The organism is Nitrospirota bacterium, from assembly GCA_026387665.1.
In the GTDB taxonomy this organism is placed as follows: Bacteria; Nitrospirota; Nitrospiria; order Nitrospirales; family Nitrospiraceae; genus Palsa-1315.
In genome coordinates this window covers 1-17727 of the sequence record JAPLLG010000007.1, presented here as the reverse complement: position 1 = coordinate 17727, position 17727 = coordinate 1, and the positions used below count along the sequence as shown (strand labels likewise).

The window sequence follows — 17727 nt, the reverse complement described above, 5'->3', positions numbered from 1 at the left end:
AGACCCATGGAACAAGATATTCAGGACAAGAGAGGATGGGTGAGGTGGTTGGCAATGGGCGGGGTCTGCGCCGTTCTCATTCTGTTGATGCCGCCCGTTCGCGCGTTCTTCATCGTCGAGGGAAGACGGTGGCTCTATATTTTCCTGCTGGCCTTCGCCACTGCCTTTACCATGACTCCGGTGATGATGCGTCTGGGAAGGAGGTGGGGGCTCGTCGATCAGCCGGCGGGACGTAAGATCCACCAGACTGCGACCCCGCGGATCGGCGGGATTGCGGTCTATCTTGGATTTGCCGGAGCAGTGTTGGCCAATTCTGCCTTGCTCGGCGACATGGGCGCAATCCTGTTCGCCGGATCACTGCTATTGGTCGTGGGGGTCTGGGACGATGCCAGGGAATTGCCGGCATGGGTCAAGCTGGCCGCGCAGCTGCTAGCGGCTGGGCTGGTCATCTCTTCCGGCGTCCTGCTCAATTTGCTTCCGCCTGGGCCGGTCGGGAATGCGCTCAATGTGTTTCTTACCTTTCTCTGGATCGTCGGTATCACGAACGCGTTCAATTTCTTTGATGGCATGGATGGCCTGGCTACGGGGCTGGCGATACTCATGGCCTTCTTCATGGGGCTGGTCGCGTATGAGACGGATCAACCGGTCCTGGCATGGCTGGCGGTGGCCATTGTGGGAGCCTCGCTGGGGTTCCTCCCCTATAATTTCCGAACCGGCCAAAGGCCTGCCATGATTTTTCTTGGAGACGGGGGCTCCACATTTCTGGGCTTCACGCTCGCCTGTCTCGCCGTGAAAGGCAACTGGGCGGATGATAACCCCATTGTGTCGTTCAGCAATCCGTTGCTCATTTTCGGCATCCTCATTTACGACATGATTCACATCACCGTCGAGAGGATCGTGACGGGGAAGGTCAGTACGGTTAAGGAATGGATCGACTATGTGGGGACCGATCACCTGCACCACCGTCTCGCGCGGCTTCTTGGCAGCAGACAAGCATCGGTCAGTGTGATTTTTGTCGTGACGATCTGTTTGGGCCTGTCAGCCATCGTGCTGCGCCACGCGGATACGAGAGATGCGATTTTGCTGCTGGCTCAGGAGGCGCTCATTCTGCTCCTGATCACGATTCTTGAGCAGGCTGCCCGTCGTGAGTAATACAGATGACCGGCTGTGCATTGGAGCGGAAGCAGCAGCTGCCTGTAAACCGCCCATCTCATGGCACGATCTCGTACCGCTGCTAGTGCGAAGGGGAAGTTTTCTCTGATGAGGCAGACAGCAGGTCTTTTTTGGTAGGGATCTGTGTAAGCAGGTCGGCGCGAATCTGGAAGATGCCAGGGACCCGTTGCCCCATCGCATAGGCCAGCCCGTTGGCATGACTGCCGATAGAGAGTTTTCCCGCGATCTTTCCGTCTTTCCCCGTGGCAATAAATTCTGCAGCCGGTACCACCAGGCCGTATGGCGCCAAGGGGCCCGCCTGTTTGATTATCCGTTCTTCGGCCGGAACATTGGCAACACGGCTGACAAATAAGTCGACAGACTGTTGATCCAATGTTTTGGTCGGTTGATCTTCCAGTACCCATTCGTTTTGTTGATTGATCAATACATAGTGTTCGATCGGCGTGGTGACGGAGAGCATGGCGATATCGGTGTAATCGATGCCGAGCAGCCGCTTGTCTTGGAACGAAAAGAGTTCCTTGGTCAGGTCTCTGATCGCGGTGGGATTGATGCGATAGAGCGGGCCGGTGGGACTCGTTTCCGCAAAGGCTTCGCCGCTGGCCTGGTCCGGTTGATAGAGCTTGACCGTCTGGTCGCCATCGGACGTATGGATGGTGACTTTCACTTTCGGCACGGTGAGTGTTTGGGCTAGGGCGTCTCGCTCGTGGCCCGGATCGATGATGCCCAGGGCTTTTAAGTCTTCGAGCCGGAACAGCAGGGTTCGCACTTCTGTTTGATCCGCTTCCCCTTCGATCGGGTAGCGAAGTTTCCATTTGCTCTTGGGTTTCTCTGCGCTTTGATAGAGCACGATTTCGGTCGTGGGATAGGTCAGGCGGATCCGTTCGACCTCGCCTTGCGCCACGCGCAGGAGGTCTTTGCGGCGAAAGGTCATCAAGGTCTTGTTCAGAAAGTCTTTGGGAGCCAGGTTCGTCAGCAGGACCTGGTGGTCCGATTCACGGAGGACATAGAGGGTGGAGGAGAGGGGGCCGCTATCTCCGATGGAGAAGGTCTCTCGTGCGGCGCCGGCCAGGACGGTGACAGTGGTCATCGGATTGTCGAGTCCAAAGGGCGTGAGATTGGCCGGCTGGTTTTCGACGACGCGGGTGACGGCGCCTGTGACCAGAGCCCGGATCAGATTCTGGACCTCCCGCTGGTCGGCGTCTGTATGGAGGGGCGCGGTGAGTACCCATCCCTTTTCAGGAGTCCGAGCGAAGACGAGTTCCTGCTGGTCGGTTTTGACGATGAGCCCTGTGAGGGCTTGTTGGTCGAAGAGCAGGACCTTCTTCTCGGCGCTGTCTTGTCGTTCCTGCGATTCGCGCTGGGGCAGTTCGACGGTGTAGAGGTACAGGCCGAGTCCGGCTAGGACGAGCGCCATGAGGATGGTGGGCCAGTAACGCATGGATCTACAGGCGTCTGCGCTTGCGCCAGACCAGGATGCCGGCGACAAACATGGCGGTCGGCAGGAGAATGACCTGGAGATACAGCAGCGCCCGCTCTTGTAAGGGATTCGGGGTAAAGGGTCGGAGCGCGGAATCCTTCGGGACGAGCGACATCATATTCCGTTCCTCCGCGAGCCAGGCGGCCGTGTGGAGGAAAAAGTCGCTGTTGCCGGGAAAGTTCACGAAGGCATTGGTGGCGAAGGTAGAGTTGCCGATGACCACGACGGCCGGCCTGGGCTTGCCTTCTTCCGGCGCCACCTTGGGCGAAATGGCTGCGGCCATCGGCAGGGGGCCCTTGATATCTTCCTTCTCATCAAGGTTGACGACGCGGCCCTTGATGTCTGTTTCCGCCCAGCTGTTCGGCGAGGTTCTGGCGAGGGGCACATAGTCCCAGGCCTTGCCTGCTTGTTCGTCGAAGGTGATATGGCGCGCGAGGGGAAAGAGCACGGCGGCAGAGAGGTCCTGCGTAATCTCATGTTCCGTGAAAGTGCGGACCAAGAGGGAGGTCAGGTCGCCTTGGGCCAATCGATCTTGGAGATCGACCAGGACTCCCGGGCCGACTCCCAGGCCCCATTGCTTGAGTAGGGGATTGAGATCCGCTTGCGTATCCGGATCGATCAGCAATAAGAGATGGCCGCCCTTCTCCACATAGGTGTGAATCCGTTCTTGTTCTTCGGTGGTCACAGGGCGGCGGGGACCCGCCACGATCAGGATGGCCGTCTGATCCGGCACGGCTGCTTCTTTGAGCAGGCTAAGTGTGCCGACGTCGTAACCCTGCTTGAGCAAAATGTCTTTGGCGGCAGAGAGTCCGGTTCGCTCCCGATCGTCGAGGCTCGGTTCTCCATGCCCTTCGAGGAAGAGCACTTGCTTCTGCCTGTCCTGGGACACGCGGATCAGGGCCCCGGTCAGTTCCACTTCCGAGGGAGAGGTGACGCGGACGGTGTGGCCGGCGCTTTCAAATACGGCCGTGTCGGTTCTGTTGATGCCGTAGTTCTGGGCGATTTTCGGCTGCCGTTCCGGATCGACAAACTCTACGGTCATCTTCGGGCTGGCTTGCCGATAACTATCGAGCCGTTCTTTATAGGACTGGTAGCCCGGGTCTTTTTCTCTGGTGAAGACGGTGACGAGCACTTCGCGCGGGAGGTTCCGCAGTACGCGATAGGTCTGCGGAGAGAGGGAGAAGTTCTGGTTCTCCGACAGGTCCCACCGGATAGAATGGCGGGCCGCGAGGAAATTGACGATTGCGAGAATGCTGACGAAGAGAAGGATCATCAGCAGGCTGTTAGCCCCCATACGAGTGGAGCGGCGGGAGGAGAAGGCTTTCAGGCGGCTGAAATGGACGATCGCAAAGAGGAGGAGGCAGAGGAGGGCCGCCCCTTCCATAAGGGTCACCAGCCAGAGTTTTTCCGGGGCGAGGCTATAGCCGACCGCTCCTGCCAGGGCCAGGGCCATGCCGATTACGCCCAGTGGAATCGTCTTCATGTTCATTTCCACCTGGTCGAGTCCACGACTCGATGGGACAAAAAGAGCATCAAGGCCAGGCCACTCAAGAAATACACGAGGTCTTTCGTGTCGACCAGCCCGCGCACCAGGTGGTCGTAATGTTCCATGAATGAGAGGTAGGAGATGGCCTGTCCAATGGCCGTATCCCCGAGGAGTGAGCTGACGCCTGCGAGGAGCCAGAGGACCAGCAGCAGGCCGAAGCTCACAAAGGCCGCGACGATCTGGTTTTCGGTCAAGGCCGAGGCCAGGACGCCGACGGAGAGAAAGAGGGCGCCGAGCAGGACCAGCCCCAGGTAGCCGGTCAACACGGGATACCAATCGAAGTCGCTGAAAAGGGCGAGCACGAGCGGCAGGAGACCGGTCAGTCCGAGGAGGCCTAGAAAGACGAGGAAGACGCTCATGAACTTGCCTGCCACGATTTCGTTGATCCCGATGGGAGAGGTCAATAAGAATTCAAAGGTGCGGAGTTTGCGCTCTTCGGCAAAGAGCCGCATCGTCAGGATCGGCAAGATAATCAACAGAATGAATCGTATGCTGGAAAAGAGATTCCGGAAGACCAGATCGTTTAGATTGATCTGGGCGCTCCCCTGCATTTGCATCAACTGAATCGCCTGGGCTCCGGCAAAGACCACGTAGAGGTAGGCGAGCAGTCCCACGATCAAGAGAAACACGGACCCCACGACATAGACGACCGGCGACACGAAGTAGGAACGCAGTTCTTTGGCGATGATGGCTTGGACTGGCGTCATGCTGGTTGGCCTGCCGGTTCTGCTGAGGCGGCCACGGCGCCTTGCGCGAGGCCCTCTTCGGTTCTCGTCAGCTGGAGAAACACATCTTCCAAGGTCATGGAAATGGCTTTCAGTTCAAGCAGCCCCCATCCGCTGGTGACTGCCAGGCGAGCTACCTCTTCCCGCGCGTCCCGACCGAGTTCACATTCCAGTAGAAACGTGCCGGGGGCGCCGCTGGTGAAGACGTTCTGGACCCCCTGTACCGATTTCAAGAGTCGGTCTGTGTCCGCAGCGGGAGATTTGAGGGTCAGGGAAATCTTTTCGGACTGGCGTAGGCGCGCGGAGAGTTGCTCCGGCGTATCTTCTGCCACGATACGTCCCCCGCTGATGATGACGACACGCTGGCACACGGCGGTGGCTTCGGGAAGAATGTGGGTGCTCAGAATGACCGAATGGGAGCCGGCCAGGTTCTTGATCAATTCCCTGATCTCGATAATCTGTTTCGGGTCGAGACCGACGGTCGGTTCATCCAGGATTAAGACTTGGGGATCGTGCAGCAAGGCTTGGGCTAAGCCGACTCGCTGGCGATAGCCGCGCGAGAGGTTTCCGATGAGCCGATGTTGCACTGTGCCCAGGCCGAGCCGTTCAATCTCGCGCTGCATAGATGAGGTGAGGATCTTTCCGCTGAGGCCGCGGAGGCGGCCCACGAACTGTAGATATTCTGTGACCGTCAGTTCCAGATAGACCGGCGGAGTCTCCGGTAAGTAGCCGATCCGGCGTTTTACCTCGAGCGGCTCGTCCGCGCAATCGAATCCTGCTACCAATGCCTTGCCTTCAGTGGCCGGCATGAAGCAGGTCAGGATGCGCATGGTGGTCGTTTTCCCCGCCCCGTTCGGGCCTAGGAAGGCCAGGACCTCGCCTTTGGCGACGGAGAAGCTCACGCGATCGATGGCGGTATGGTGGCCATACCGCTTCGTGATCTGTTGGACGTCAATCATAGGCGCTGAGTGGATCGTGGAGTCTGGAGAACACTGCCGGCGGGTTGGTCATTGCACCCTGACTGGCAACAGGTGGGCATCTTACTCAGTCGGGTTGGGGCAGTCAATATCGCGTGTCTGCTTCGCGTCGCTTTACAGGTTTTCCTCGTCCTGTTAGAGTCCGCGCTCGTCTGAACGGGTTTGCAGGGAGAGCCGATCATCGTGACCAGAGCGCGTCAACAGGGACAGGTCCTATGCGCAGTCGCTGCGTTGCTGGGCCTGTTGTCTATTGTGGCCGACCCTGCCGCAGCCGGTGAGCGGACCTACCGGGTCCAGGGGCAGGTGGTGGCGGTCAACCTTGCCCAAACTCCCCATATGATTGTCGTGAAGACCCCCTTGTCCAAGCACAACGATATGACGGTGGGGGCCAAGGTCACAGCGCAAACCAGGATCACCCGAAAGGGGAAACGGATCCCCCTTCAGGCCATTCGCGTGGGTGAGATGGTGAAGCTGACCTATGTGAAGCAGCGGGACGGGGTCTTTGCCCGTTTGATTCAGCTTCAGTAGGGCTTCCTGGATAGCCTAGCTCCTTCTCCGGTTGACTGGGGTAAGTGGTTTCTCTTATAAATACATAGCGCTGCTTGAATTGCCGCTGGTTATTAGTTCTTTTCTGTACAAATTCCCTCTTTGTTCCATTTTTTCCGCCAACTAAAGTAGGGGGTGGGGGCTACGCTCTCGGTATTGTTGGGTTGCCGGTTGAACCGTACAGTAGAGACACACAGGTTGAGTCCTGTGGGACCGTTGGTTCAACTAGCAAATGGGGTACGAGATGATCAATCGAATGAATGGACAGAGTCGGCAGTTCTTGGTGGCGATGAGCCTCAGTCTGGGGCTGTTGCTGGGGGCCTGCTCGTGGGTGCCGACCGGGGTGTCTCATTTGGACGTGGGAATTGAAGATCGCGGAGTGGCTTCCTGGTATGGCGAGGCCTTCCATGGCAAGCAGGCAGCAAACGGGGAGTTGTTTGATATGGGGGCATTGACCGCCGCCCATCGCACCCTGCCCCTCGGCAGCGTGGTCCGGGTCGTGAATTTAGTGAACGGGAAACATGTCCATGTCCGTATCACGGACCGGGGTCCTTATGTGAACGGGCGGATTCTCGATCTGTCACGCGGGGCCGCGGCTCGGATCGGGATGCTCTCAGGGGGCCTCTCCGTGGTTCGCGTCCAGCTGGTGGGCGAGCATCGGCCGCTGGCGTTGCTCTCGTCAGAATCGATGGAGACGGTATCGATTTCAATCCTTCTGGGGCTCGAGCAGCTTGCGGCAGGAGCGGCGGAATTTAGTCCTGCAACGTGGGGACGGACGGCTCCGTTACTTGCCTATCCCGTTCGGTTGCTGCCTGGCGATGTCTGGGTTTCGCGGAGGGGGCGGCAGTTGACGGGGATGCAGGCAGCCGATCATATCGATCATGCCGAAGTGGCGACGGTCGTTTCCGCCTAGCTCGTTCGCGTCTTTGCGTAGCCGCCGGTTGACAGGGTGTGAAGCGCTCCACTAGACTGCCAGCTCCCGATGGGATCCGAGAGAACATTAGATTAATTAGGTATACAGGGAGGCCCGAATCCGGATGGCGAAAACAACGGCGAGTGAATCGGACGAAACCAGACTGAAAAAGAAGGTGGCGGAGAAGTTGACCGGCCACAAGGATCCTAAAGGGGATGACGCGCTTCGTTCGCTGAAGAAGCGGCTGCGGCGGACGCAACGGAAGCGGCGGACGGTCGTGTTGCGCAAGAAGAACTCTGCGAGCAAGAAAACGGCCGCGAAGAAGTAGTCACTGCGGCAAGGTCGTGGACGGGCGAGTGAATTATTTAAGGTAGTACCCATGGAACAAGCAGGATCCAAAGAAGAGCAGGCGACGCCTACCGTTGTAGAGACGGTGAGCGACGAATTGACCGACCAGGTGGCGGCTGATTTTACCGGAGAGTCTCCGGCCACGGTTGCGCTGGCGGCGGAACTGACGGAAGATGCCGTCCTTGAAGAGGAAAAGGTCAAGGATGAGATCGAGATCCAGATCGATCTGCTCAAGGATCCTGATTGGGTCGTGCGCCGCGAGGCGGCCATCACGCTCGGTGAAATGGGCGATGAACGGTGCGTGGCGCCGTTGTGCAGCGCCTTGCGTGACGGTGACTGGCAAGTCAGAGAAGTGGCGATCGAGGGACTGGGCCAAATCGGTTCTCCCGCCGTCGAACTGTTGATTAAGTTGCTTCGCGACTGGGATGTGCGGAAGTACGTGATTACGGCGCTCGGGAAGATTCGCGATGAGCGCGTTCTCGATCCCTTGATGCTGCAGTTGAAAAATGACGAATTCAAGGACGATGCGACCAATGCCCTTGTCGAGCTTGGCGCTCCGTCGGTCTCTCGCCTGGTCGTCGCGCTCAAGGACAAAGACGAGATGGTCCAGAAGCAGGCCATCATGGCCCTGGGCCGGATCAAGAGCGCTGAGGCGATCGATCCCCTCATTGGCATGCTGGCCGACAAAGATTGGTTCACCCGTTTGACTGCGGCGGCGGCGCTTGAGGCGATCGGCGATGACCGGGGCCGCGATGCGATTAAGCCGTTGATGAAAGATCCGGATATGGTGGTACGGATGCGGGTGGAGCGGATCCTCGCGAAGTGGAAGAAGCAGACTGCCAACGCCTAGCGGTTAGCGATTGATCTGCCGGTCGATCTCCCTTTGAACCTCGTCGATCTTCTTGATCGACACCGGTTTTCCCATCGACAATTCCAGTTTGAGTTCTCGGAGCTTCCCTGCGAGCGATTTCAAGGGGAGGGTCGTGTCGTCGTGTTTGGCACCAGCGGTAGCCTCCTCCAGCGTGTCGGCCGCTTCGCTTAATTGCTTGGCGGCTTCTCCGAAGTTCTTCTCCAAGAGTTCTGATTTCGCTTGTACCACCCGTGATTTCCCGTCGATCAGCGCCTGTCGTTTGCGAAGGTCTCCCATCGTGGTGTCGTAAATATTCCTGGACAGGGTTGTGATCGAACGTTGGAGGTCCAAGATCCTGTGTTGCAACGTGCCGACTGGACGTTGGCCGAGATAGAATCCGAGACCGAAGAACGTGGCGGCCATGACGAGAGCTCCGAGAAGTTTCAACATTGCGCGATCCTTTCGGCTAACGGGCTTTGGGGGCGGCTGCGGGACGGCGAAGCTGTTGGAGCAGGCTGCCTGCAGCTGCCAGACGAATGGCGACGTCCGAGTCTTGCAACCCTTTTTTGAGCAGCGGCACCACAGGGGCGGCGCTCTTGCCCAGGGCTTTTGCCGCCAAGAGCCGAGGTTGCGGTTGTTGGTCCTGTAGCAGCGCCTGCAGCACCACGGCGGCTTGTTTGTCGGAGGTGGCGGCCAGGGCATGGGCTGCCGCGGCGCGGATCGAGGGGTCCGGGTGTCTGGCCAAATCTGCAGCGAGCAAGACCGCCGATGTATCGCCCAGCCTGAGCAGCCCTTCCACGGCACTGGCCCGCACCTGCATGTTGGCATCGCGTGTCAGGGTCTGTAATAAAGGTCGGTTCTCTCGAATGCCCAGCTTGCCAAGACTCGCGGCGGCGACGGCGCGGACTCTGCTGCTTTCATCGCTCAGCGCATGGGTGAGGGGTGCGACCCCGCCGGCCTGTCCGTAGTCTCCCAATGCCCCGGCGGCGAAAGCGCGGACCGAGGGCTCAGGGTCGTACACGCCTTGGCTTAGGACCGATAGGCTTGAGGGACGTTTCAGCTGTCCCAACATTCCCAGGGCCGCCATCCGGATATCGGCGTCAGGCAGCGTCGCCGCGCCGGTGAGGTCGGTCAGCATGTCCTGTTTGCCAAGCCGGTAGAGCGCAGCATAGGCGAACACGGCTTCCGGTCCGTCATCCGTCCTGGCGATGGCGATGAGCTGGGGCATGATGGCTGTGACCTTGGCCTCGCTCAACGCGGTCATGGCGGCAATTCGTACGGTCGGCGTCGCGTCGTTGAGCGCCCGGAGCAAGGGGCCTGATTTGCCTGCAAGTCCGGCTTTGCCGATCGCTTCGGCGGCGCGAGCCCGTACCAGCACCGAGCTGTCGAGCAAGCCGTCTTCCAGGATGGCTTGCGTCTCTGAGAGGCCGAGCTCCGCCAGCACCGTGTAGGCTGCGATCCGGACATATTCCTGCGAGTCGCGGACATGGCTGGTCACAAAACTGAGAGCCAGGGGCCGTAAGAGGGTCGGGTCGTCCTGACCATCGGTTGGCACTAACCGCTGATAGAGGGCGAAGGCTTCTTCCGGCCGTCCCAGTTTGAGGGAGCTGTGGAATGCGAGGCGGATGAGCGGTTTCGAGGGGGCGCCCTCTGGCGGGATCGATTGCCAGAGTTTCAGGACCCGGTCGTAGTCGGCATGTTTGAAGGATTCTGTGGCTTCACGTTCAATGGCTGAGCCGCTGGGCGATGTGGGCGTGCCTGCCTCCGCTGAGGGCAGGCCTATAACGATCGCGCTGAAGATGAGGCCCCCGAGCAGATGGAGTCCTCCCGCAATGGTGTTGCCAGAGGCGCGCTGCGGCTGTCCGGCGTGACGGTTAGTTACCATGTCGAGGGGGTGCGGATCATGGCCGGCGCATAGAGATGGTCGACGTATTCCTTGACCATGCGTTTCGTGCAGAAGCGCGGCGCGTTGGTCCGGATACTTTCCTTGACGAGCTGCATCCAGCCGCGGGGTGTGCCATCCATGTCCCGTTGATAGAAGAGGGGAATGGCCTCTTGTTCCAGCATGCGGTAGAGCTGGTCCGCGTCATGCTGGTCTTGCGCCTGGATGTCTTGATTCCCGGTTAAGGGTTCAATGCCCCAGCCGTTGGCTCCGTTGTAGCCTTCTTTCCACCAGCCATCGAGGACGCTGAGGTTGATGACGCCGTTAAGCGCGGCTTTTTGTCCGCTCGTGCCGCTTGCCTCCAAGGGGAATCGCGGGGTGTTGAGCCAAATGTCGACGCCCTGGACCAAGTATTTCGCCATATGCATGTCGTAGTTTTCCAGGAAGGCCACGTGGCCGCCCAACTTATGGTCGTCGCAAAAGCTCAACACTTCATGAATGAAGTAACGGCCCGGCTCATCGGCCGGGTGAGCCTTGCCGGCGAAGATGATTTGGACTGGCTGCCAATGGTTTTGGAGCAATTGCTTCAGCCGTTCGAGGTCGCGGAATAACAGGGTGGCCCGCTTGTAGGTGGCGAAGCGCCTGGCGAAGCCGATCGTCAAGGCTTCGGGATCGAGCAGCGTGCCTTGCGTTAAGACTTGCGAGGGCTGGAGGTGCCCCTGCATCCAGCCGCTTCTGGCTCGTTCCCGGATGAAGCTCATGAGTTTGCGTTTCATGACTTGCCGGACGGCCCACAGTTCCTGGTCTGGGGTGTCCAGGATCCGCTGCCACATCGTCGTGTCGTCGCATTTCTCCGCCCATTCCGGGCCCAGATACTTGCCGTAGAGCTGGTTGAGTTCCGGGGAAATCCAGGTGGGCGCATGGATGCCGTTGGTCACGCTGCGGATCGGTATTTGCTCGGTCGGCAGCCCGGGCCACATATGGTGCCACATCTCTCGCGAGACCCGTCCATGCTCATGACTGACCCCATTCACATGGGCGGCCATCCTCATGGCGAGTGCCGTCATGTTGAAGCCATGCCCCTGGGATTCAGGGGTGTCTCCCAGCCGGAGGAAGTCTTCCCGCGAGAGGCCCAGTTGCTCCCAGTAGCCTGAAAAGTACCGGTCCATGAGGTGGTGCGGAAATACGTCGTGACCGGCAGGCACGGGGGTATGGGTGGTAAAGACCGTACTCTGGCGGATGGCCTCGCAGGCGTCCTCATGCGTCGATCCTTGCAGGATCAATTCTCGAAGGCGTTCCAACGTGAGGAAGGCGGAATGGCCTTCATTGGCATGCCAGACGGTTGGTGTGATGCCCAATGCGCGAAGCATACGGACACCACCGATACCCAATAAGAATTCTTGGCAGAGGCGCATCTCTTGATCGCCGCCATATAAACGAGCAGAGAGGGCTCTGTTTTCAGGATTGTTTTCCGGGACATCCGTATCGATGAGGTAAAGGGGGACTCGCCCGACGAGCACTTTCCAGACTGCAGCCTCCACGACTCGGCTGCCGATCTCGACCGTAATCCGGCAGGCCTCTCCCGATGGAGTCAGTGCGGGATGAATTGGCGATTCTGCCCGGTTGAACGGGGCGTAGGCCGCTTCCTGCCAGCCTTCCGGCGTGATCCTCTGCCTGAAATACCCTTGCGGATACATGAACCCGATTCCCACCAGAGGCACACCGAGGTCGCTGGCTTCCTTGCAATGGTCCCCGGCAAGAATGCCTAGGCCACCGCTGTAAATGGGGATGGACGTATGGAGGCCGAATTCCGCAGAGAAGTAGGCAATGGTGGGGGAGATCAAATCGCGGTGTTGTGTTTTAAACCAACTGTGTTTGTTCTGACGATACTCGTCGAAGATCTTGAGGGCGGCAGAGTATTGCCGCATATACGAGGGATCATCAGCGAGCTGTTTAAGCCTGTCTGGCCTGACGTCGGCCAGGAGTTTGACGGGGTTATGATGCGTCAGGAGCCAGAGGGTTGGATCGATGTGTTGGAAAAGCCGACGGGCTTCCGGGGTCCAACTCCACCAGAGGTTGTGGGCCAATTCCATGAGGCGTGAGAGGCCTGATGGAATACCATTCGATAAGCTAGCTGCTGTCTGCGGAATATCCACTGCACCTCCCGATTGCTGGTATGGAGTCGGCGTTGTCCTGAGGGGACCGCCACGTTCGATTGGCGAGAACGATTAGGCGTGACCGGCTTTATGCCAGGACGTCCATTCGTCGGAGAAGGCCACGGAGGCGTAGCGTTCGCCCAGGATTTTCGCCACTCGATTCATGAGCTTGGTGAGTTGTTGCGCGTCATCAGGAGGGAGATCCTGCCGGAATCGCGGGTGCAGTCCCCAGCGAGTTTCGACTTCTTCCCCTGTGATGGTCGACATGACGCTGACGAGCTTGATCTCCGTCCCCGTCGGCCCTTGGGATTCTGGTAGCGCAGCGGCGGCTGTTGGAGCGGCGGCGGCTCCAGCGGTGGCTGGCGGCGCGTCTCCAGCTAAGATCGCTTTGATGGCAGGGATCACGGCGCTCGCGCAGAGCGTGGCGGCGGAGGAGACTTGCGCGTTCCCCGCGATGCCCATGGCTTCGGCGACTCGTCCGCCAAAGTCTTTCAACATCTCATCCTTTGCAGGATTGTTTTCGGTGACCAGGAAGCGATAGCGCTCATAGGCCTGGCGGCTTTCCGCCACCGCCGCCCCGACGGTGAGCATGATTTCTGTTTGGTCGGCGCCGGTGCCAAATGCCGGTTCGAGCACGTTTTTCAATTGTAGGGTGACGGCGTCCTCAAGACTGTCCATGAACTGAGGCTGCTCTTTGATCGGCAAGAACAAGATGGAGAGCCGGTCGGTGAGATTGAACATGACCTTGAGAAACTCCAGATAGATTTCCCATTCTTCGTGACGCTTTAATTTCAAGGCCCGCTCGGGAGCATTCCGTTTCATGACGGTCACGGATTCGCCCGCGACGGCTAGGATCAATTCGGCAATCCCGCGGAGCTGTTCGCTGTATGGATTTTTTGACGTTCCCACAATGACCTCGCAAAAAAGAAGTGTCATTATATACAGGTTCCCATCCGCTCTCCAAGAGCCGTCTGCGGTGCAGGATGCTGAAAAAGTCCGCCAGCATCGTTCTCACTTCGTTCAGCCCCTCAACGTACCCTAAAGGGTCCGCCTCAGATTCTCACTCGCTGCGGCCTTGCCGGACGGTCTTTTTGAGCATCCTGCGAGTGAGTTGGTAGGTTGGTGAGCTGTTGCTGGGACCGGTTGGTTCGTTTGAAAGGGCCCCCTCAGTGTGCTATACAGCCCGACCACCTCACGAGCTGCCTGCATGAATCGAGACATCACTCCCTATGTATTGAAACGGTCGCCGGACCAGGGGCCAGCTCCCGCCCTGTCCATTGACTATGCGGCGGCGCTGAATGCCCAACAGCTTGCGGCAGTGATTGCGGGCGAAGGGCCGGCCTTGGTCATTGCCGGAGCCGGGAGCGGCAAGACGCGGACCCTGGTCTATCGCGTGGCCTATTTGATCGACTCAGGGATCGATCCGTCCCACATTCTATTGCTGACCTTTACGAGGAAATCGTCGCAGGAGATGCTCGAACGGGCCGGTGAGCTGATCGGTGCTCGCAGTGAGCGGGTCCGTGGCGGCACCTTTCACTCCGTGGCCAATATGTTGCTCCGGCGCTATGGCCGGGCCATTGGACTGGAGCCTGGCTTCACGATTCTCGATCGGGGCGATGCCGAAGACTTGATCGCTCTGGTTCGCGCCCAGTTGGGTTTGCACGAAAAAGATAAGCGGTTTCCCCGCAAGGGCACGATCGCAGAGATGTTCAGTAAGTCCGAGAATACGTTGCGGCCGCTCGCGGAGATCGTGGTCGAAGAGTTCGATCATTTTTCGGGTCATTTGGACGCGCTGGAGCAGTTGCAGAAGGGTTATCAGGCGGCGAAGCGTCGGGGCAAGCTGGTGGATTATGACGATTTGCTGGTGTTGTTGCGGCAGCTCTTGATGGAGGATGAATCGGTTAGGCGGACGATCTCATCCCTCTATCGCTACATTCTGGTCGATGAGTATCAGGATACCAATCGCCTGCAGGCGGATGTCATCAGGCATCTGGCTTTCACCCATCAGAACGTCATGGTCGTCGGCGATGACTCGCAATCGATCTATGCGTTCCGCGGCGCGACCTTCAAGAACATTATGGAGTTCCCGTCGCTGTTCCCCGGCACCGTCATCTATAAGCTCGAAGAAAACTACCGTAGCACCCAGCCGATTTTGAATCTGGCGAACGCCATTATCGAAGAGGCGACGGAGAAGTATACCAAGCGCTTGTTTACGAGGAAGCTGGACGGGCCGTTGCCGACCTTGGTGGAGGCTGGGGCAGAGAATGCCCAATCGCGCTTTATTGCGCAGAAGATTTTGGAGCTGCGGGAGGAAGGGGTCCCGCTCAGTGAAATGGCGGTGCTGTTCCGTTCGAGCTTTCATTCGTTCGATCTGGAAATCGAGCTGTCGCGTCATGGGCTGCCCTTTATCAAACGTGGCGGGGGTAAGTTCGTCGAGACCGCGCATGTGAAGGATCTATTGGCCCATTTGCGTGTCGTGGCCAATCCCTTGGATGCCGTCAGCTGGCATCGCGTGCTGATGCTCATCGAAGGGGTCGGGCCTAAGAAGGCGCAGGACGTTATGGCTGCGATCGAGAAATCGGCTAATTCCTATCAGGCCCTTTGTGGGATGACGGGACGGTCCGGGAAGGGGCTGAAGGATTTAGGTCTGACGCTCGAAAGTCTTGCCGGGCTCGACGATCTGCGGCCGGCTCACCTGGTAAATCAGATTTCTGAGTATTATCTGCCGATCTTTAAGACTCAGTACGACGACTATCCCAAGCGTATGAGGGATTTAGATCATTTGCAGACGATCGCAGAGCGGTATCAGGGTCTCGAAACGTTCCTTTCTGACCTAACGTTGGAGCCGCCGGACGGAAACGCTGCCGGCGCTGAGGCGTCGGATCGCGATACTGAACGGCTCGTGTTGTCTACGATCCATTCCGCCAAGGGGCTGGAGTGGCAATGTGTGTTTGTCATGTGGATCCTGGATGGACGGTTTCCATCGGTCTATTCGTTCGATGAAGATGAGGAGATCGAAGAAGAGCGGCGGCTGTTTTATGTTTCCGTGACGAGAGCCAAGCGTCATCTATATCTGACTTATCCCATTAATGTGTTTGATCGGGGCAGCGGCATGGTCCTGTCGAAGCCCTCCCGCTTCTTGGGCCCTGTGTCGCCTGCGTTGCTGGATCAGCTGGCTCTGATGGAAGAAGGCGGACGGCCTGACTGGTATTCTCGCGATGATCGCTACGAGTGACCGATTCCCCCTGTCGTAGCCCTCTCAATGTCGGCGTGGATCACTCTCATGGTGCAGACGTTGCGCACAGTGTTCGCGTTGGGGTTTTTTATGGGAGCATTGCTCTTTGCTCCTGCGGTTGGGCTGTCGGAAGAGCGTCCGCCGTTGACCGGTCGGATGTGGACTCAATTGCTCAGTGAAGCGCAGACATTAGGTCTTCCGACCAAGTTTCTTCATGAGGTCCCGCCTGGCTTCGTCCAATTTGAGTTCGATGATTTGCGCACCTATGCCGCCGAATATCATCTCGGCGAGCATCGCATGGTGCTCAATCGTGCGCTGTCCTTTAATGGGGCCGGCGCTACGTTGCGTCCGCTCGGACGGCTCACCCATGCCGAGATCGAAACGCTGTACCATGAACTGTTTCACGCCTATATCGATTATCTAGTCACGGCGGCTGCGGCATCGGCTGGGGCAGTGCCAGATCCAATACTCGTGTTTGCGAGGGTACAGCAGGATTGTCACTACGGAGCGGTGCTGATCACGCCGGTGGTGCAGAGGAGAGGTGAAACAGAGGAACGGTTTTTAAGCGAACGTGAGTCCTGGGAGGCCCTCAATGAAACCTGGGCGGTGTTTGTCGGGTGGATGGTCTGGAACCAGTTGGAAGTGGCGAATGGGACAAGGCAGTCGATTCAGAAGCCAGGGAAGAGTCAGGATGAATGGGTGCGTCGTCTCAGGGCTGCCGATAGGGGTGGGATTCTTCGAGGGTATTACGAGCCGGAGGATCCTCAGGAGAGGGTTGTGGCTCAAAAGCGATACCTGGCTGCTGCATCGCGTCTCTCCTCTCAGGAAGCGGCAGTACTCATAAAGGATGTCATGGGATTCTCCCCGGGTCTTTTTGCCCGTGCCGCCGCGGCATTTTCCTGGCCGGAGCAGAGCGGCAAGCGACCGAGGCAATGTGACAGTCAGGCCCCCCTTTCTCTAACACCGTGAAATATCTCTGGGATATTCATGGCACAATGGAGTTGGCTCAGGATAGCGGTGTCGCAAGTCAGGAGTGAGGCGAAGTTTGTCAGGGCAATGGGTTGAGAGGTTGTCGGAGGGAAACGAGACTATTCTGATTTTGGCCCTTGACTTCGCAGCACTTGATCAATAGAATCGAGCGTTTCCTGAACAAGGCCGTGCCCGCATTTCCCCGCTTAAATCCTTATTTGTAAGGAGAGAGGAGAAGTGCGTGGATCGGTTTACTCTTCTTTCCTCATCATGCGATGAAAAAGAAGTCGGTAATTGTGCATATAGATTTGTCATGCATGGCGTTTCGGGCAGGTACCCAAGTGGCCAAAGGGGGCAGACTGTAAATCTGTTGCCATCGGCTTCCAAGGTTCGAATCCTTGCCTGCCCACCATGTAGGCCTGTGGGACCGGAAGCTTGATCAAGTGCGGTGTGTGGATCTGTGCGGCATCGAGTGTGGGCAGACGACGGGCGGGCGTAGCTCAGTGGTAGAGTTCCAGCCTTCCAAGCTGGCTGTCGTGGGTTCAAATCCCATCGCCCGCTCCAGTCCGAGCTGACTCGACTCGGAGCGAATACGATGGACGCGGCGGAAGAAGGCATGCAGTGTTGGCCCACGTAGCTCAGTTGGTAGAGCACGTCCTTGGTAAGGACGAGGTCACGCGTTCGATCCGCGTCGTGGGCTCCAAACGGAGCTTGCTCGACCTGAAGCGCTAGGAATATGTCGGCGCGACGGGATAGTACCTCTGGTGATTTTTAGAAAGGGAGTAAGGCATGGCGAAGGCGAAATATGAGCGGCGGAAGCCGCATGTGAATATCGGGACGATCGGGCACGTGGACCATGGCAAGACGACGTTGACGGCGGCCTTGACTAAGGTCAGTGCGGACAAGGGCATGGCCAAGTTCATCAGCTAC

General features: G+C 58.4%; 16 protein-coding genes and 3 tRNA genes. 11 read left to right on the top strand and 8 right to left on the bottom strand.

The window, feature by feature from the left end; translation table 11 throughout:
* The first annotated feature begins 6 nt into the window (after positions 1-6).
* Positions 7-1152, top strand: coding sequence for an MraY family glycosyltransferase (locus NT179_04255; GenBank protein MCX5721228.1), 1146 nt, complete (start codon positions 7-9; stop codon positions 1150-1152).
* Between the two features lie 82 nt (positions 1153-1234).
* Here the strand turns inward: NT179_04255 and NT179_04250 are convergent, their stop codons facing one another.
* Genes NT179_04250 through NT179_04235 form a run of 4 tightly spaced genes read right to left on the bottom strand, consistent with a single transcriptional unit; the run spans position 1235 to position 5880 of the window.
* Positions 1235-2611: a DUF4340 domain-containing protein gene (locus tag NT179_04250; protein ID MCX5721227.1), complete on the bottom strand. Its 1377-nt coding sequence runs from the start codon at positions 2609-2611 to the stop codon at positions 1235-1237.
* A gap of 4 nt (positions 2612-2615) precedes the next feature.
* The gene (locus NT179_04245; protein MCX5721226.1) at positions 2616-4133 is read right to left on the bottom strand and encodes a GldG family protein; all 1518 of its coding nucleotides are present in this window, start codon (positions 4131-4133) and stop codon (positions 2616-2618) included.
* Between the two features lie 2 nt (positions 4134-4135).
* The gene (locus NT179_04240; GenBank protein MCX5721225.1) at positions 4136-4903 is read right to left on the bottom strand and encodes an ABC transporter permease subunit; all 768 of its coding nucleotides are present in this window, start codon (positions 4901-4903) and stop codon (positions 4136-4138) included.
* Complete coding sequence (locus NT179_04235; protein MCX5721224.1) at positions 4900-5880, bottom strand: ATP-binding cassette domain-containing protein; 981 nt, start codon at positions 5878-5880, stop codon at positions 4900-4902. The genes NT179_04240 and NT179_04235 overlap by 4 nt, the downstream gene beginning before the upstream one ends.
* Before the next feature lie 201 nt (positions 5881-6081).
* On the opposite strand from NT179_04235, the gene NT179_04230 reads away from it, so the two are divergent.
* The 4 genes from NT179_04230 to NT179_04215 all read left to right on the top strand — a co-directional run bounded on the left by NT179_04230 (position 6082) and on the right by NT179_04215 (position 8555).
* Complete coding sequence (locus NT179_04230) at positions 6082-6426, top strand: hypothetical protein (GenBank protein ID MCX5721223.1); 345 nt, start codon at positions 6082-6084, stop codon at positions 6424-6426.
* A gap of 262 nt (positions 6427-6688) precedes the next feature.
* Positions 6689-7357 carry a septal ring lytic transglycosylase RlpA family protein gene (locus NT179_04225; GenBank protein ID MCX5721222.1) on the top strand — a complete coding sequence of 223 codons (669 nt, stop codon included), beginning with the start codon at positions 6689-6691 and terminating at the stop codon, positions 7355-7357.
* 124 nt (positions 7358-7481) lie between these two features.
* Positions 7482-7685, top strand: a complete 204-nt coding sequence (locus tag NT179_04220; protein MCX5721221.1) for a hypothetical protein — start codon at positions 7482-7484, stop codon at positions 7683-7685.
* Positions 7686-7736: 51 nt separating this feature from the next.
* Positions 7737-8555, top strand: coding sequence for a HEAT repeat domain-containing protein (locus NT179_04215; protein ID MCX5721220.1), 819 nt, complete (start codon positions 7737-7739; stop codon positions 8553-8555).
* A gap of 3 nt (positions 8556-8558) precedes the next feature.
* Here the strand turns inward: NT179_04215 and NT179_04210 are convergent, their stop codons facing one another.
* The 4 genes from NT179_04210 to NT179_04195 all read right to left on the bottom strand — a co-directional run bounded on the left by NT179_04210 (position 8559) and on the right by NT179_04195 (position 13502).
* The gene (locus tag NT179_04210) at positions 8559-9005 is read right to left on the bottom strand and encodes a hypothetical protein (GenBank protein MCX5721219.1); all 447 of its coding nucleotides are present in this window, start codon (positions 9003-9005) and stop codon (positions 8559-8561) included.
* Between the two features lie 16 nt (positions 9006-9021).
* Complete coding sequence (locus tag NT179_04205) at positions 9022-10440, bottom strand: HEAT repeat domain-containing protein (GenBank protein MCX5721218.1); 1419 nt, start codon at positions 10438-10440, stop codon at positions 9022-9024.
* Positions 10434-12593 carry an alpha-glucan family phosphorylase gene (gene glgP / locus NT179_04200; protein MCX5721217.1) on the bottom strand — a complete coding sequence of 720 codons (2160 nt, stop codon included), beginning with the start codon at positions 12591-12593 and terminating at the stop codon, positions 10434-10436. Before glgP ends, NT179_04205 begins: the two co-directional genes overlap by 7 nt.
* Positions 12594-12665: 72 nt before the next feature.
* Entirely contained in the window at positions 12666-13502 is an 837-nt protein-coding gene (locus NT179_04195) for a hypothetical protein (GenBank protein ID MCX5721216.1), read from the bottom strand.
* A 298-nt stretch (positions 13503-13800) separates the two neighbouring features.
* Here NT179_04195 and NT179_04190 point away from each other — a divergent pair, with 298 nt between their 5' ends.
* The 6 genes from NT179_04190 to NT179_04165 all read left to right on the top strand — a co-directional run.
* Complete coding sequence (locus NT179_04190; GenBank protein ID MCX5721215.1) at positions 13801-15828, top strand: ATP-dependent helicase; 2028 nt, start codon at positions 13801-13803, stop codon at positions 15826-15828.
* A 48-nt stretch (positions 15829-15876) separates the two neighbouring features.
* Positions 15877-16797: a hypothetical protein gene (locus tag NT179_04185; protein MCX5721214.1), complete on the top strand. Its 921-nt coding sequence runs from the start codon at positions 15877-15879 to the stop codon at positions 16795-16797.
* Between the two features lie 327 nt (positions 16798-17124).
* Positions 17125-17209: transfer RNA gene (locus tag NT179_04180), tRNA-Tyr, on the top strand.
* Between the two features lie 77 nt (positions 17210-17286).
* Positions 17287-17361, top strand: a tRNA-Gly gene (locus NT179_04175).
* A 63-nt stretch (positions 17362-17424) separates the two neighbouring features.
* Positions 17425-17500 (top strand) — tRNA-Thr (locus tag NT179_04170).
* 86 nt (positions 17501-17586) lie between these two features.
* Positions 17587-17727: GTP-binding protein (locus tag NT179_04165; protein MCX5721213.1), on the top strand; the 141-nt coding region annotated here is incomplete at its 3' end.

Coding starts and splice junctions, on each gene's coding strand:
- NT179_04225 (MCX5721222.1), top strand. CDS start 6,689: ATGATCAATCGAATGAATGGACAGAGTCGGCAGTTCTTGGTGGCGATG.
- NT179_04220 (MCX5721221.1), top strand. CDS start 7,482: ATGGCGAAAACAACGGCGAGTGAATCGGACGAAACCAGACTGAAAAAG.
- NT179_04215 (MCX5721220.1), top strand. CDS start 7,737: ATGGAACAAGCAGGATCCAAAGAAGAGCAGGCGACGCCTACCGTTGTA.
- NT179_04210 (MCX5721219.1), bottom strand. CDS start 9,005: ATGTTGAAACTTCTCGGAGCTCTCGTCATGGCCGCCACGTTCTTCGGT.
- NT179_04250 (MCX5721227.1), bottom strand. CDS start 2,611: ATGCGTTACTGGCCCACCATCCTCATGGCGCTCGTCCTAGCCGGACTC.
- NT179_04235 (MCX5721224.1), bottom strand. CDS start 5,880: ATGATTGACGTCCAACAGATCACGAAGCGGTATGGCCACCATACCGCC.
- NT179_04205 (MCX5721218.1), bottom strand. CDS start 10,440: ATGGTAACTAACCGTCACGCCGGACAGCCGCAGCGCGCCTCTGGCAAC.
- NT179_04185 (MCX5721214.1), top strand. CDS start 15,877: ATGGTGCAGACGTTGCGCACAGTGTTCGCGTTGGGGTTTTTTATGGGA.
- NT179_04255 (MCX5721228.1), top strand. CDS start 7: ATGGAACAAGATATTCAGGACAAGAGAGGATGGGTGAGGTGGTTGGCA.
- NT179_04245 (MCX5721226.1), bottom strand. CDS start 4,133: ATGAAGACGATTCCACTGGGCGTAATCGGCATGGCCCTGGCCCTGGCA.
- NT179_04240 (MCX5721225.1), bottom strand. CDS start 4,903: ATGACGCCAGTCCAAGCCATCATCGCCAAAGAACTGCGTTCCTACTTC.
- NT179_04190 (MCX5721215.1), top strand. CDS start 13,801: ATGAATCGAGACATCACTCCCTATGTATTGAAACGGTCGCCGGACCAG.